This window comes from Pseudocitrobacter cyperus (genome assembly GCF_039889165.1).
Classification (GTDB): Bacteria; Pseudomonadota; Gammaproteobacteria; order Enterobacterales; family Enterobacteriaceae; genus Pseudocitrobacter; species Pseudocitrobacter cyperus.
On record NZ_JAYMYY010000001.1, the window covers coordinates 856558 to 872210 of the forward strand.

Annotated in this window: 17 protein-coding genes; 7 read left to right on the forward strand and 10 right to left on the reverse strand. The window is 51.0% G+C overall.

Annotated features, from left to right (window positions below):
• Positions 1–73 precede the first annotated feature (73 nt).
• From VSR74_RS04190 to VSR74_RS04215, 6 genes are all read left to right on the forward strand, one after another.
• Entirely contained in the window at positions 74–616 is a 543-nt protein-coding gene (locus tag VSR74_RS04190; RefSeq protein ID WP_347793542.1) for a fimbrial protein, read from the forward strand.
• Positions 617–685: 69 nt separating this feature from the next.
• Complete coding sequence (locus VSR74_RS04195) at positions 686–1354, forward strand: fimbrial biogenesis chaperone (RefSeq protein WP_347793543.1); 669 nt, start codon at positions 686–688, stop codon at positions 1352–1354.
• Positions 1355–1385: 31 nt separating this feature from the next.
• Positions 1386–3953, forward strand: a complete 2568-nt coding sequence (locus tag VSR74_RS04200; RefSeq protein ID WP_347793544.1) for a fimbria/pilus outer membrane usher protein — start codon at positions 1386–1388, stop codon at positions 3951–3953.
• A gap of 30 nt (positions 3954–3983) precedes the next feature.
• Entirely contained in the window at positions 3984–4982 is a 999-nt protein-coding gene (locus VSR74_RS04205; protein ID WP_347793545.1) for a fimbrial protein, read from the forward strand.
• A 16-nt stretch (positions 4983–4998) separates the two neighbouring features.
• On the forward strand, positions 4999–5517 hold the full coding sequence (locus tag VSR74_RS04210) for a fimbrial protein (RefSeq protein WP_347793546.1): 519 nt from the start codon (positions 4999–5001) through the stop codon (positions 5515–5517).
• Between the two features lie 17 nt (positions 5518–5534).
• The gene (locus VSR74_RS04215; RefSeq protein WP_459349921.1) at positions 5535–6059 is read left to right on the forward strand and encodes a fimbrial protein; all 525 of its coding nucleotides are present in this window, start codon (positions 5535–5537) and stop codon (positions 6057–6059) included.
• 88 nt (positions 6060–6147) lie between these two features.
• Here the strand turns inward: VSR74_RS04215 and fabF are convergent, their stop codons facing one another.
• From fabF to yceD, 8 genes are all read right to left on the reverse strand, one after another.
• A complete protein-coding gene (fabF, locus tag VSR74_RS04220) occupies positions 6148–7389 on the reverse strand; it encodes a beta-ketoacyl-ACP synthase II (protein WP_347793548.1) in 1242 nt (413 codons plus the stop codon).
• Positions 7390–7477: 88 nt separating this feature from the next.
• Positions 7478–7714: an acyl carrier protein gene (gene acpP / locus VSR74_RS04225; protein WP_003857954.1), complete on the reverse strand. Its 237-nt coding sequence runs from the start codon at positions 7712–7714 to the stop codon at positions 7478–7480.
• Positions 7715–7923: 209 nt separating this feature from the next.
• Positions 7924–8658, reverse strand: a complete 735-nt coding sequence (gene fabG, locus VSR74_RS04230; RefSeq protein ID WP_347793549.1) for a 3-oxoacyl-ACP reductase FabG — start codon at positions 8656–8658, stop codon at positions 7924–7926.
• Between the two features lie 11 nt (positions 8659–8669).
• Complete coding sequence (gene fabD / locus VSR74_RS04235) at positions 8670–9599, reverse strand: ACP S-malonyltransferase (protein ID WP_347793550.1); 930 nt, start codon at positions 9597–9599, stop codon at positions 8670–8672.
• Between the two features lie 16 nt (positions 9600–9615).
• Positions 9616–10569, reverse strand: coding sequence for a beta-ketoacyl-ACP synthase III (locus VSR74_RS04240; RefSeq protein ID WP_347793551.1), 954 nt, complete (start codon positions 10567–10569; stop codon positions 9616–9618).
• Positions 10570–10629: 60 nt separating this feature from the next.
• On the reverse strand, positions 10630–11688 hold the full coding sequence (plsX, locus tag VSR74_RS04245; protein ID WP_347793552.1) for a phosphate acyltransferase PlsX: 1059 nt from the start codon (positions 11686–11688) through the stop codon (positions 10630–10632).
• Positions 11689–11768: 80 nt separating this feature from the next.
• On the reverse strand, positions 11769–11942 hold the full coding sequence (gene rpmF, locus VSR74_RS04250; protein WP_002440227.1) for a 50S ribosomal protein L32: 174 nt from the start codon (positions 11940–11942) through the stop codon (positions 11769–11771).
• A 12-nt stretch (positions 11943–11954) separates the two neighbouring features.
• Entirely contained in the window at positions 11955–12476 is a 522-nt protein-coding gene (gene yceD, locus VSR74_RS04255; RefSeq protein ID WP_347793553.1) for a 23S rRNA accumulation protein YceD, read from the reverse strand.
• Between the two features lie 142 nt (positions 12477–12618).
• Here yceD and VSR74_RS04260 point away from each other — a divergent pair, with 142 nt between their 5' ends.
• Positions 12619–13203: a Maf family protein gene (locus VSR74_RS04260; protein ID WP_347793554.1), complete on the forward strand. Its 585-nt coding sequence runs from the start codon at positions 12619–12621 to the stop codon at positions 13201–13203.
• Between the two features lie 15 nt (positions 13204–13218).
• On the opposite strand, the gene VSR74_RS04265 is transcribed toward VSR74_RS04260, so the two are convergent.
• A complete protein-coding gene (locus VSR74_RS04265; protein ID WP_347793555.1) occupies positions 13219–13935 on the reverse strand; it encodes a DUF3053 family protein in 717 nt (238 codons plus the stop codon).
• A 159-nt stretch (positions 13936–14094) separates the two neighbouring features.
• Complete coding sequence (gene rluC / locus VSR74_RS04270; protein WP_347793556.1) at positions 14095–15054, reverse strand: 23S rRNA pseudouridine(955/2504/2580) synthase RluC; 960 nt, start codon at positions 15052–15054, stop codon at positions 14095–14097.
• Between the last annotated feature and the right edge of the window lie 599 nt (positions 15055–15653).

A 15653-nucleotide genomic window follows, 5' to 3' on the forward strand; every position in this document is an offset into this window, starting at 1 on the left:
AAATAATATTATTGTATTACTTGAATATTCTTTCACCCTAACAACTTTAATTAATATATTAAGGACAATACCAATGCGAAATAAATTGGCTGCTCTTGCCTTGTTAACCTCTGCATGTCTGAGCGCCTCAGCCATGGCGGACGATGGCAAAATTAACTTTATCGGGAATATCATCGAGTCCGGTTGTGAAGTTAACAGCACAATTTCCTCTCCGATGACCGTCAAATTAGGCGATGTAGCAAAGACTGCATTTACTAATGCCGGCGACACTGCGGCTAATACTGAATTTACACTGGTTCTGTCTAACTGCCCGACAGAATTACAGGGTAAACCGGTAGTCGTGAAGTATGACGGTACGCCGGATCAAACCAATAACGATTATCTGCAGTTAACCGATTATGGTTCAGCCACCGCAGCAAGCGGTGTAGCGATCCAATTACTCAACGCATCCGGCACTGAACTGCCGCTGGGTAATTCATCGGAATCCACTGTTATCGCAGCCAGCGGGGATACAAAACTTAACTTTTTCGCTCGCTATATCGCTACCACCGCGGTTGCCAATATTACAAGTGGTACCGCTAACGGCAGTGTCAACTTTACGCTCTCGTATAACTAATTTTTTACGCGAGTTACAGGTGATTCAATAAAGCCAGGCCGGCCTGGCTTTATTTCAGAGGTTCAACGCATGAAAATGTTCCCCTGGCTTATGGCCATTGCATTAACCCTTTCATTGAACACCGCCCAGGCTGGCGTCATTATCGGCGGCACCCGGGTAATCTATCCAGGGGGTAAAAAAGAAGCATCACTCAACGTTAAAAACCCGGACAAACACTCTTATCTGATTCAGTCATGGATTGATAATGAAGGAAATGAAAAAGCGCCTTTTATTATTACGCCACCGCTTTTCCGTCTGGGCGCCACGGAAGATAACGCCTTGCGTATTGTCCGCACCGGCGGGCAGTTGCCGGAAGATCGTGAATCCATGTTCTGGATGAATATCAAAACGATTCCAGCGACAGAAAAGCAGGAGAATGTTAATACGCTACAAATCGCAATTAAAACGCGCCTGAAGCTTATTTATCGCCCGCAGAGCCTGACGGCTGCACCAGAAACTCAGGCGAATAAACTCAGTTGGCAGCGCAACGGCCAACGTTTGATTGTGAATAACCCGACCCCTTATTACATGAATTTCAGTGTGGTCAATGTCGGTCACAGCATGGTGAAAGATGCCACCTATGTCGCCCCCATGAGCACTGCCACCTTCACGCTACCCGCCAATGCCACGGGCGATGTGAGCTGGAAAATCATCAGCGATTTTGGAGCAGCGGGTAAAGAATACCGGGCTCATTTATAACGGCTAAGGCCCACTCCGTAAGGATAACGGAATGATTGCGAGAATATCAAAAAAACAATTAAAATTCAGCCAAATAGCCTGTTTTATCACGCTACAATGCGCCTTTTTAGCATGCCAACCCGCCGCCGCGCGCGAGTATTTTAACCCCGCTCTGCTCGGTATTGATGGGCCAGGTAAAGGCATCACCGACCTTTCCGCTTTCGAAGATGGCGTTGGCCAACTGCCAGGCACTTACCATGTTGATGTCATCATTAACCAGAAATCGGCAGGACGACAAGACGTCGCATTTACGCTACAACCCGATGCCAACGGGCAAAATATGCTGGCGCCCTGCCTGAGCGTCGATACGTTAAAATCTCTGGGCGTCAAAACCGATCTTTTTCCACAACTCGCGGATAAGGGAGAGTGCGCTGACCTGGCGGTGATTCCGCAGGCCAGCACTCGTTTTGAGTTTAATCGTCAGCAATTGCTGCTCTCCATTCCTCAGGCGGCAATGGATCTCCATGCTCGCGGCTACGTTTCACCAGAACGCCTGGATCAGGGCATCAACGCGCTGCTGCTCAATTATAACTTTAGCGGCAGCAACAGCAGCGCACGGAGCCATGAATTTACGGATTCCGACAGTTACTACCTTAATCTACGACCAGGGATGAATATCGGCCCATGGCGTTTGAGGAACTACAGTACCTGGAGTCGCAATACGTCAGGCAACGAGACCCAGGACAACTGGGATTCGGTCTATACCTATCTGCAGCGCGATATTCTGGCGCTGAAGGGGCAACTCACCCTGGGGGATAGCACTTCACCATCGGACATGTTCGACAGCGTATCGTTTCGCGGCGCGCAAATTGCGTCTGATGACGACATGCTGCCGGATAGCCTGCGCGGCTACGCCCCGGTCATCCGCGGGATCGCCAGAACCCATGCGCAGGTGATCGTCAAACAGAATGGCTATACCACCTACCAAACCTATGTTCCGGCAGGCGCATTTACGATTACTGATATGTACCCTACCGGCAGCAGCGGCGACTTAGACGTCACCATCAAAGAGGCCGACGGCAGTGAACAGCACCAGATTATCCCCTTTGCCTCTCTGCCCGTTTTGCAACGCGAAGGACGACTGAAATACAGCCTGACCAGCGGCCAGTATCGTGCTTATGATAACAGCATTGATAAGACCTATTTCACTCAGGCAACGGCGATTTATGGTCTGCCTGCCGGGCTAACCTGGTATGGCGGCGGCCAGTTTTCGCAGCACTATCAATCTTTATTGACCGGTTTAGGTAAAAACCTCGGTGAAATGGGGGCATTCTCGGTTGATGTCGCGCAGGCATGGTCAACGCCCCAGAATGAGGAGAAAACCAGTGGTCAATCGGTACGGGCGCGCTACAGCAAGAATATCCTGACGACCGGTACCAACATCTCTATTTCAGGCTATCGCTACTCGACGTCCGGCTATTACACGCTACAGGATACACTGGATACCTGGCGCAGCGGTCAGGATCAAAATGTTATCGACCGTCGTCGTAACCGTGCGGAGATCCTGTTAACCCAAAATCTCTCGCAGCAAATGGGCTCAATCACCCTCAACGCAGTCAGTGAGGATTACTGGAACAGCGACAAAAAAATGCGCTCTTTGGGCGTGGGCTACAGCAATAGCTGGCAGGGTATAACCTATAGCCTGAACTATAGCTATAACCGCAATACAACGGACAACAGCAACCGTCGTGATGATGACAACCGGATAAAAACGTACAATAGCGATCAGATCTTTTCACTCAACATCAGCATCCCTCTCGATCGCTGGCTTAGCCACAGTTGGGCAAGCTATAGCCTGAATACCAGCAAACAGGGTGATACATCGCACACTGTCGGGCTGAATGGTTCAGCGCTTGCCGACCAAAACCTCAACTGGAGCATACAGGAAAGCCAGACCAACCGTGGCGTTGGCAACGGCGGCTACGCCAGCCTGAACTACCAGGGAACCTACGCCAAAGTGAATGCAGCCTATAACTACGACCACAATCAGCAGCAGGTTAACTACGGTATCGAAGGCGGGATCGTCGCTCATGCCCGGGGGATCACCCTAAGCCAGGCATTAGGCGAAACATCGGCGCTGGTTGAAGCGCCGGGGGCCAGCGGTGTCAACATCACTAACCAGACCGGTGTTAACACCGATTTTCGCGGTTATACCGTTGTGCCTTATCTCAGCCCTTACCGTGAAAACCAGATCGCTCTGGACACCAGCGCATTACCCGACGACGCAGATGTTTCCCTCTCGTCATTAACGGTAACGCCAACCCGCGGGGCGATCGTGCGCGCCCATTTTAATACCCAGATAGGTAAACGCGTATTAATGACGCTGACCCGCAGCAATGGCGAGGTTGTCCCTTTCGGGGCGATAGTGAATGCTGAAAACAACAACAGTGGTTTTATTGTTGGTGATAATGGTCTGGTTTATCTAACGGGGATGTCTGCAAAAGGGAGCTTACAGGTAAAATGGGGAAGTAAGTCAAACGAGCACTGCCAGATAGCATTTAATCTGCCGGACTCTTTCAATAATGTAAACATTATTGAAATGAATGAAATCTGTCACTAAACATCTTATACTAAAATGGATTGCTCTGTAATGAACACCAAAAATATTCTTACCTTCGCTATTCTTGCTAGTATAGAACTATGCTCGGCTGCAGCAAACGCGGCAATAATTAATACTCAATCCGCTGGGACAAATACTTCCCAAATTAATTTATCCGGTTTTTCAATTCCTGCTTCGGTAGGAGGCGAAACTTGGTATGATGACTGGAATGTTTACAATAAATTGGATATTATTTCCGGTAGTCCGCAAGGCTATGCTACCTTTACAGTTAATGGTACCGTTGTTGGCAAAGCATCGACAGGTGGCAATATCTATGCTACCAGTAATCCAGGTATCGGCATCGCCTATGAAATCAACTATTCATCACCCAGTGCGACCTCACCACAGAATGTTTATGCGGCAGGAGAGAAACTCGTATTTAATACAACGTCTGGATATAACGGATATATGCATGTGAAATATGCCATCGTTCGTTTATTACAGCATGTTCCCGCAGGCACTATCACCAGCGTTCCGGATGTAACCATCTCTTATACCAACCCTGCCGGTAGCGGTTACCCCGACAAATCTTTCCTGGTATACTCTGGAATAGCCAGTCAACCCAAAATAACCGCATGTAAGATTAACGCGCCATCGGAAATAGAGCTCCCTGCCATTTATGGTAATAGTCTTGTTAATGGAGCACAAGGCGTAACTAACGCGCCAACAATAACATTAGAAAATTGCCCAGGCGCAATAACGGGCATCAGCTATAACTTTGCCGCAACATATTATAATACCTGCGGCGCGGCCAATGGTATATTTTGCACTGAACATGGGACTGGGTATGCAAATGGTGTGGATATACAAATACAAAATGCCGATGGCTCTCCTCATCTAATTAATGCTTCTATACCGCTTACTAATTACGACGGCTCCGGTGATTATAACATCCCCGATTTTAAAGTCGCTTATTACATCAGTGATAAAGATGTCGTTACCGCCGGTAAAGTTGCCAGCGCTATCGATTTGACTGTGAGTTATAACTAACCCGTAGGGATTCATTATGAAATTATGGAAAAATAAGGCATTAATTCCCATTCTTATCTGTGGAACTTTATTTTCAGGTGCCTGTGCCGCAGTCAGAATTGACATCAATGGCACGGTGATCGCCTCTCCTTGTGTGGTCAACGGTGGGCAGGATTCATTGAGCGTTCGCCTTGGCGATAACATTCAGGCAGACAGTTTATCCAGCGTCGGCAGTGCGACTGACTGGGTAAATTTCACGCTGGCATTAACAGCCTGCCCGACCTCAACATCCAGCTTCAGCGTAGCCTTTAGTGGTACACCTGATGTTAGCGACCCGACAAAGTATACCAATACAGGAAGCGCCACTAACCTCAAACTTGAACTGACCACCCAGGATGGCGCCACCGTTTTAAGCGATGGCACAGCAATCAACAACGTCGCCATTCCTGCCAGCCATGCCTACGACCTGCTGCTGCGCACCCGCGCCGTCTCCAAAGGTAGCGTAATGCCAGGCTCCATCATCGGGCAGGTACAAGCCACTTTCACCTACCAGTAACCGTACAGGACGTCATGATGGCACAACAGGAAAGCAGCATTATCGTCGTACTCACCGCGCTGTGGGCCACGTTCGGTATGAGTTATTCATTTGCGACTGATATCAATATCAGTGGTACGGTCGTGGCTTCAGCCTGTGTCGTCGATGCCGGAACGCGAGAACAGACGGTGAAATTTGAGCAGGCCCGTGCCGTTAACTATACCCAGCCTGGCGACACCAGCGAGTGGCAAGATTTTGCCTTAACGCTTTCGTCATGCCCTGCTTCAACGACACAAGTTACGGCACGCTTTAGCGGGAATGCGGATAACGACGACCCCAGCAAGTTTGCTAACTCTCTGGGAGATGCCAGCGGGATGGCGCTACAAATCACGACGCGAGACCATTTGACCGAGATTGAACCATCAGGGGAGATCTCCGCCAGCGTCGATCCAGTTAGTCGTAGCGCTGACTTCCCACTTTCCGCCAGAATGTATACCCCAACCGGAAGCGTGACGGCTGGCGACTTTAAAACGGTGGTACAGCTCTCGTTTACCTATCAGTAATCACCGTGCAGGAAAGCGGTTGAGAGATCACACTTAAAAAAAAAGCGAAGCGCAATGCGCTTCGCTTTTTTATTCGCTCAGTGGCGGACTAGACACGCTTGAAGATCAACGAGCCGTTGGTGCCGCCGAAGCCGAAAGAGTTACACAGCGTGTATTCCAGACCGCTAACCTGACGCGCTTCATGCGGAACAAAGTCCAGATCGCAACCTTCATCCGGGTTATCCAGGTTGATGGTTGGCGGTACAGCCTGATCGCGCAGCGCAAGAATGGAATAGATGGACTCTACAGCACCCGCTGCACCTAACAGGTGACCGGTCATGGATTTCGTGGAGCTGACCATGACACGGCTGGCCGCATCACCAAACACAGATTTCACAGCCTGCGCTTCCGCTTTATCACCGGCAGGTGTAGAAGTGCCGTGCGCGTTAACGTAGCCAATCTGGCCTGGTTCGATAGCCGCATCGCGCAGCGCATTGACCATCGCCAACGCCGCACCCGCGCCATCTTCCGGCGGTGACGTCATATGGTAAGCATCGCTGCTCATGCCAAAGCCGACAACTTCCGCATAGATTTTCGCGCCGCGTTTTTTCGCATGCTCGTACTCTTCAAGTACGACCATACCTGCGCCGTCGCCCAGCACGAAGCCATCACGCTCTTTATCCCACGGACGGCTCGCCGCCTGCGGGTTGTCATTGTTGGTAGAGAGTGCGCGCGCTGCGCCAAATCCACCGACACCGAGCGGAGTACTGGCTTTCTCTGCGCCACCCGCCACCATCGCGTCTGCATCGCCATAAGCGATGATACGTGCCGCATGGCCGATGTTGTGAACGCCTGAAGTACAAGCCGTTGCGATAGAGATACTTGGCCCACGCAAACCAAACATGATGGTCAGATGCCCGGCCACCATATTAACAATTGTGGATGGAACAAAGAACGGGCTGATCTTACGCGGCCCGCCTTTTACCAGCGAACTGTGGTTTTCTTCGATCAGGCCAAGGCCACCAATACCAGAACCGATAGCGGCGCCGATACGAGTTGCGTTCTCTTCCGTCACTTCAAGGCCAGAATCCTGCATGGCCTGCCAGCCCGCAACAATTCCATATTGAATGAAGGCATCCATCTTGCGCTGTTCTTTGCGCGAGATGATGTCATCACAGTTAAAATCCTTTACTAAGCCAGCAAATTTCGTTGCATAGGCGCTAGTATCGAAATGGTCGATCAGGCTGATGCCACTCTGACCGGCAAGGAGAGCTTTCCAGGTAGACTCTACGGTATTGCCGACAGGAGACAACATGCCCAGTCCGGTCACAACTACACGACGCTTAGACACGGTTGTCCTCCAGGGAGGGAAAAATAAGATTCGTTGGGATAATCAAGATAAAACTCAGGCGGTCGAATGACCGCCTGGAGATGTTCACTTACGCCTGGTGGCCGTTGATGTAATCAATGGCAGCCTGAACGGTGGTGATTTTCTCAGCTTCTTCGTCCGGAATCTCAGTATCAAACTCTTCTTCCAGAGCCATTACCAGCTCAACGGTGTCAAGAGAATCTGCGCCCAGGTCTTCAACGAAGGAAGCGGAGTTCACAACTTCTTCCTGCTTAACGCCAAGCTGTTCGCCGATAATTTTCTTAACGCGTTCTTCGATAGTGCTCATACTCTTAAATTTCCTATCAAAACTCGCTTTCGCGATGGTTTTCGTAGTGTATAAAATGTTGAAAAATTTGCAACTAAATCCCGGCAGGTCTTACCACGATTTTACGTTATTTTGAGGCCATACGCCCCTATAACGCAAATCATTTTGCACTAATTATGCCCAGAACTACGTAGACTGCGCGCATCCTGAGCATTTTGTGCAAATGACGGTCAGACCATGTACATCCCGCCGTTAACATGCAAAGTTTCACCCGTGATGTAACCTGCTTCGTCGGATGCCAGGAATGCAACCGCGTTGGCGATTTCCTGAGCGCCGCCGAGGCGACCCGCAGGAACCTGCGCCAGGATACCCGCACGCTGATCATCAGACAGCGCACGCGTCATGTCCGTTTCAATAAAGCCCGGAGCAACAACGTTCACCGTAATGCCGCGCGACGCAACTTCACGTGCCAGCGACTTACTGAAACCGATCAGACCAGCTTTCGCCGCAGCGTAGTTAGCCTGACCAGCATTTCCCATGGTACCAACCACAGAACCGATAGTAATAATACGTCCATGACGCTTTTTCATCATAGCGCGCATTACTGCTTTTGACAGACGGAAAACAGATGAAAGATTCGTTTCGATGATGTCGTTCCACTCATCGTCTTTCATGCGCATTAACAGGTTATCGCGTGTAATGCCGGCATTATTGACCAGAATGTCCACTTCACCAAACTCTGCGCGAATATTTTCCAGAACAGATTCGATAGATGCAGGATCGGTCACATTCAACATCAGACCTTTGCCGTTTGCACCCAGATAATCGCTAATCGCTTGCGCACCACTTTCGCTGGTCGCAGTGCCGATAACTTTCGCGCCGCGGGCGACGAGAGATTCAGCGATTGCGCGGCCAATACCGCGGCTTGCCCCTGTTACCAGGGCAATTTTTCCTTCAAAGCTCATGCTTTCCTCTTTTATTGCGCAAGTGCCGCTGACAGGGCTTCCGGCTCGTTAATCGCCGATGCCGTCAGGGTATCTACAATACGTTTTGTCAGGCCAGTAAGGACTTTACCCGGGCCGACTTCATACAGGTGCTCAACGCCTTTCGCCGCCATCAATTCCACGCTTTTCGTCCACTGAACCGGGCTGTAAAGCTGGCGGATCAGAGCGTCGCGAATCGCGTCCGGCGCGGTTTCACACTGCACATCCACGTTATTAATTACCGGGATCTGCGGTGCGTTAAAGGTAATTTTTGCCAGCTCAACGGCCAGTTTCTCAGCGGCAGGCTTCATCAGCGCACAGTGAGACGGCACGCTTACTGGCAGCGGCAGCGCACGTTTTGCGCCAGCAGCTTTACAGGCGGCGCCTGCGCGTTCAACGGCTTCTTTATGCCCAGCGATAACCACCTGGCCCGGTGAGTTAAAGTTTACCGGAGAAACCACCTGCCCTTGCGCAGACTCTTCACATGCTTTAGCGATAGCGGCATCGTCCAGGCCGATAATCGCGGACATGCCGCCGGTGCCTGCCGGAACAGCTTCCTGCATGAACTTACCGCGCAGTTCGACAAGACGAACCGCATCAGCAAAATTAATGACGCCAGCACACACCAGCGCAGAGTATTCACCCAGACTGTGGCCTGCCATCAGTGCCGGTGCTTTACCGCCCTGCTGCTGCCACAAACGGTACAGCGCAACGGATGCGGTCAGCAGCGCAGGCTGTGTCTGCCAGGTTTTGTTCAGCTCTTCCGCTGGCCCCTGTTGGGTCAATGCCCACAGATCATAACCCAGTGCGCCGGAAGCTTCACGGAAAGTCTCTTCAATAATAGGGTAAGTTGCCGCTAATTCGGACAACATGCCAACGGCTTGAGAGCCCTGCCCAGGGAAGACAAAAGCAAATTGCGTCATTTTTTTATCCTTATACTTAGAAACGAACCAGCGCAGAGCCCCAGGTGAACCCGCCACCAAAGGCCTCCAGAAGCACCAGTTGCCCGCGTTTAATGCGCCCATCGCGAACGGCTTCATCGAATGCGCACGGTACGGATGCCGCAGAGGTATTCCCGTGGCGATCGAGCGTGACAACGACATTATCCATCGGCATGCCGAGTTTTTTCGCCGTTGCGCTAATAATGCGCAGGTTGGCCTGATGCGGCACTAACCAGTCCAGTTCGGAACGGTCAAGATTGTTCGCAGCTAACGTCTCTTCGACGATATGCGCCAGTTCAGTCACCGCGACCTTGAATACTTCGTTCCCGGCCATGGTCAGATAAATTGAGTTTTCCGGATTAACGCGGTCGGCATTCGGCAATGTCAACAGGTCGCCATAGCTACCGTCTGCATGCAGATGAGTGGAAATAATCCCCTGCTCTTCAGATTGCCCCAGAACCACGGCGCCCGCACCGTCACCGAAAATAATAATCGTGCCGCGATCGGCAGGATCGCAGGTACGCGCCAGCACATCAGCACCGATCACCAGCGCATTTTTTACAGCACCGGATTTCACATACTGGTCAGCTACGCTCAGAGCATAGGTAAACCCTGCGCAAGCCGCCGCCACGTCAAACGCCGGGCAGCCTTTGATGCCGAGCATGCCCTGAATCTGGCATGCGGCACTTGGGAAAGCATGTGTTGCTGAAGTGGTAGCAACGACAATCAGGCCGATATCGTTTTTATCAATGCCCGCCATTTCCAGCGCGCGTTGAGCAGCTTCGAAGCCCATGGTCGAAACGGATTCATCCGGGCCTGCAATACGGCGTTCACGGATACCTGTGCGTGTGACAATCCACTCGTCAGTCGTATCCACCATCTTTTCCAGGTCGGCGTTTGTACGCACTTGCTTGGGCAGATAACTGCCGGTACCAATAATCTTCGTATACATGTACGCTCAATCTTATCCGGTAATATACCCATCAGCTTTGCACATCAGCACGCCGCTCGCTTAGTTCGCGTCGTCGCCCTGTGGCTCAAAACCAGCCGGGTATAACAATTCCAGGCGAGCGGCAATCCGCTGGGGGACTTGTCGCTGCACCGCCTGCACTGCCTGTTCGATCGCCACGCAAAACGCGCGTTGATTTGCCGCACCATGACTCTTAATCACCGTGCCGCGTAATCCTAACAGACAGGCGCCATTATACTGGTCGGGGTTGAGGTGACTGAATCGCCTGGTTAGACTTTTTTGTAACCAACGTTTTAATAAAATCAGCCACCATGCCGTTTTTTTCCCCTCGCCCTGCGATTTCAGCAGCGAAAGAAACATTCTGACAACGCCTTCCATGGTTTTTAGCGTGACATTACCCGTAAAGCCGTCACAAACCAAAACATCTGTTTTACCTGTCAGCAATTCGTTCGCTTCCAGGTAGCCAATATAGTTCAGAGATGGCAATGTTTTTAGTATCTGTGAAGCATCACGAATGCTGTCCAGCCCTTTCGTCTCTTCTTCACCGATGTTTAACAACGCCACCCGGGGGTTCTCAATGCCAACAACTTCTTCGGCGAGCACAGAGCCCATCACCGCAAACTGAACCAACATGGTGCTATCACAATCAACGTTGGCGCCCAAATCGAGCACCACCGTTTTGCCCTTTTGCTGATGAGGCAGAACCGTCACCAGCGCCGGACGCTCAATCCCCTGCAGGGGCTTGAGCAGTAATTTTGCCAGCCCCATCAGCGCCCCCGTATTTCCGGCGCTCACGCAGGCTTCGGCTCGCCCTTCTTTCACTAGCTCCAGCGCCATTCGCATCGATGTTCCGCGACTATTGCGGATGGCGTGCGAAGGCCGTGCATCACTGGCAATAACTGACTGGGCAGGGATAATCTGCAGGCGAGAGCGTGTCTCAAAATCAGCTTTGGCGAGTAATGGCGTAATGTCGTCGGGGTTGCCGACCAGAAGAAGTGTGAGTTGCGAACAGGAATCCAGTGCCTGCAGTGCTGCAGGCACTGTCACGGTAGGGCCAAAATCTCCCCCCATGACATCTAACGCCAGGGTTAGATGTGTCAAGGTTATCGTCGCCGCTCGGTTTGGATGTTCCCCGTCGTGACAGGGAACGCCACACTAAGCTTCACCACGCTTTCGCGTGATTACTTAGCGATAACCTTGCGACCGCGGTAGAAACCGTCGGCAGTGATGTGGTGACGCAGGTGGGATTCACCAGAAGTCTTGTCTACAGACAGGCTGGTAACTGCAGTCAGCGCGTCATGGGAACGACGCATGCCACGTTTAGAACGGGTTGGTTTGTTTTGTTGTACGGCCATGGACCTTACTCCTTAATTACGCTTTAAGCTGGCTAATACGGCAAATGGATTTGGTTTCCGCGCCTCTTCAGGCAATTCACCAAAGACCATGTCCGCCTCGGACACTTCACAGTGTTCAGAATCATGCACCGGAACCACTGGCAAGGCGAGGATGATTTCATCTTCAACCACCGCCAGCAGATCGATTTCACCGAATTCGTTAACCTCAATCGGCTCATACGCTTCCGGGAGTGCTTCAACCTGATCATCATTTTTGACCGGGCTGAAACAATACTTTGTGTAAACCTGATGAGTAAACGGTTTCCCGCAACGCTGACATTCCAGCGATACCGTCACCTTCGCATCACCGGTCAAAACCGCGAGGCGTTGGTTATCGATAGCGAAGGACATCTCGCATTCTACATCACTGTCTACACTGACTACGGACGCGGCGACGCGCTCCGCCTGATCGGGGGTATAGATACCCTGGTAATCAAGGCGTTTTTGAGCCGTACGAACCGGGTCGAGAGTCAGGGGTAATTTTACCTTTTGCATAGGGCGCGCATATTAACTTTGTAACGTCATAGAGTCAAAGAAAAAGGCAGCCTCAGGTTGCCTTTTGCCAATAATTCGCACACATTGCGGCGTGTAGTTTAAAATGTCGCAATCTAATTCGCTATAGTTTATCCGAAAAATTATGCCTGAACTTATTTTAGCTTCAACTTCACCCTATCGCCGCATGCTGTTAGAGAAACTGGCTATCCCCTTCACCTGCGCCGCGCCCGAGGTGGACGAGCTTCCCCTGCCCGCCGAGACGCCGCGTCATCTGGTGCTGCGACTGGCGCAGGCAAAAGCGCAGGCTCTGGCTGAACGCTTTCCCCATCATTTGATTATTGGTTCCGATCAGGTCTGCGTGCTGGATGGTGAAATAACCGGCAAACCGCACACGGAAGAAAATGCGCGCCGACAATTAAAGAAAGCCAGCGGCAATATTGTGACTTTTTATACTGGCCTGGCGCTTTATAATTCTGTTAACGGTCAGTTACAAACTGAATGCGAACCTTTCGACGTTCATTTTCGCCATCTCACTGAACAAGAAATAAACCAGTATGTGCAGAAAGAGAGCCCGTTGAATTGTGCGGGAAGTTTTAAAAGCGAGGGGCTTGGCATCGCATTGTTCGAGCGCCTCGAAGGACGCGACCCGAATACGCTGATTGGGCTGCCGCTGATTGCGCTGTGCCAAATGCTGAGACGGGAAGGGTTTAATCCGCTGATGAAATAAGCGAAACAGTCGTTGTTACAGCCCGGCAGGCTCAGCGCCTGTCTGCTGGCTACGAATAACGGCAATCATCTGCTCCGTCAGGATATTGATATCATCCTGAACCGTAAACAGGTTTGACTGTAAACCCCTGTAGTAATGATTCGCTTCTGGTTCGGAAAAGCTTGCCGAGCCATCGGTATTGAAGTGTACTTTATCCCCCTGCCCTTGCAAGAAAGCCCCCATGGCGACGAGCAGATCCAGCCTCTTGCCCCTTAAAAAATAAACGTGTGTTATTGTTTCATCAAAGGGCACGACCGTTTTTTCCCAGGCTGCATCAAAGACGGGTTTTAAATCAGCCGGTAATCGTAGTGCGTTATAGCGACGTTGATTCTGCGCGCTCACGTTTTTGAGTCTGAGAATGAATTGATTATTAATACTTTGAGCTGACCGTAACTCATTGAGTAAGCTTAGGTTATCCCGTTCTGACTGAATCCGACCAGTCACCTTATCTTCGTTACCCGTCTGATAGATTACGTCAGAAATCTCCTGAAAAGCCGTATTCAGCACATCGTAGTCTTCAGCATAACGTCCAAAAGATATCCGCTGACCAGGCGTTAGCTCGCAAACTTTGACCACAGGAGGCGCGATGACCTCCGTGTTCAGAAATGTAATGAACGCCTGTCGTTGCCCGTCATTTATATCAGCACATCCCACCAATATAACCAGCACTATCACTGCGACCAGGCGAGTCATTCCATTCACCCTTACCATCATTTTTTCCTTAAATATCCCGGAGATCGGCAACGCGAAGGTATAACAAAATCAAAAGTAAAAATGAGCAGAAGACGACAAAACCGACGTCATATGGCAGACAAATGAGAATCGGGCAGTTGACCCTGCCCGAGAAAGGAATTACTTGATATTACGCAACACCTGCAAACAGCGCTTCAGCGCGTTATCCATTGGCGCTTCTACGCGCATCACTTCACCCGTTCCTGGGTGAGTGAACTTCAGTGCCGCCGCATGCAGGAACAGACGTTTAAGCCCGGTTCCCGCTTCGGTGAGTTGTTGATCAAATTCGCGGTCGCCGTAGCGATCGTCAAATGCGATGGGATGCCCGGCATGCAGAGTATGTACGCGGATCTGATGGGTGCGCCCCGTCACCGGGCTACAGCGCACCAGCGTGGCGAACGCATACCGCTCTTCGACCTTAAAACGGGTTTCCGATGGCTTTCCTTCCTGGCTCACGCGCACAATACGCTCACCGCTTTGCAGAATATTTTTCAGCAACGGTGCCTGCACACTCTTCACGTGCGACTGCCACTGGCCGCGCACCAGCGCCAGATAATCTTTCTGCATCCCCTTTTCGCGCAGTTGTTCATGCAGCGAACGCAAAGCAGAACGTTTTTTCGCAACCAGAAGCACACCTGACGTATCGCGATCCAGGCGATGCACCAGTTCGAGGAAGCGCGCTTCCGGGCGCAATGCGCGCAAACCTTCAATGACGCCGAAGCTAAGCCCGCTGCCACCATGAACCGCGGTACCGGACGGTTTATTCAGCACCAGGATATGTTCATCTTCATAAAGGATAACGTCGCTCAGTGCCGCCACTTTTTGCAGATGCGGTGAAACGGCCTCTTCTTCACGTTCAGCAACACGCACCGGCGGGACTCGCACTTCGTCGCCTGCTTCCAGCTTATATTCCGGTTTAATGCGCTTTTTATTCACCCGCACTTCGCCCTTGCGCAGGATGCGGTAAATCATACTCTTCGGCACGCCCTTCAGTTGAGTGCGCAAAAAGTTATCAATTCGTTGCCCGGCTTCATCAGCACTAATGGCAATCATTTTTACGGTAGGAGTCTCAGTTTTCATGGTGGGCGATTCTAAATATCCCGGCTCAATAGCGCCACTCATTTTTCTGTGCTTATATTTATCATTATCCTGTTTCACGGTGAACCTCACTGGCGGTTCTGTTTGTTATTAGACCAATCTCAACGAGCAAGTGAAGAAACTGTGATTAACCGGGTGATAAAAGGTGAAAGTCAACTTGCTATAACAAGGTTAGCAAGGAATAATGAAGCTGTTTTCCGTGTTGAATCTTGTTTGTGCAAGGATATTTACGGAATGACCAGTTTTGTCTGTCCGATCATCCACGCAGCAATGGCGTAAGACGTATTGATCTTTCAGACAGTTAGCGGGCTGCGGGTTGCAGTCCTTACCGGTAGATACTTTACTGGATTTCACCCAACAGAATGACGGCAAGCCGGGCGTCCCCGGAAGCTTACCTAAGTCAAAGCAACTGGGGTAAGCAGGCGAAGCCACGCGTCTGTTGAGTGAAAGACGATGAGTATAAATGGAATCTTCTCTGGAGAGTTATCCCAGGCTGTTCCCCTGATAATTGCGCTGCGTTTCCGTTTGAAATGCAGGCGACCGACACTCTGCGCCTCTTAAGCGAGCGACAACCGTGAGGT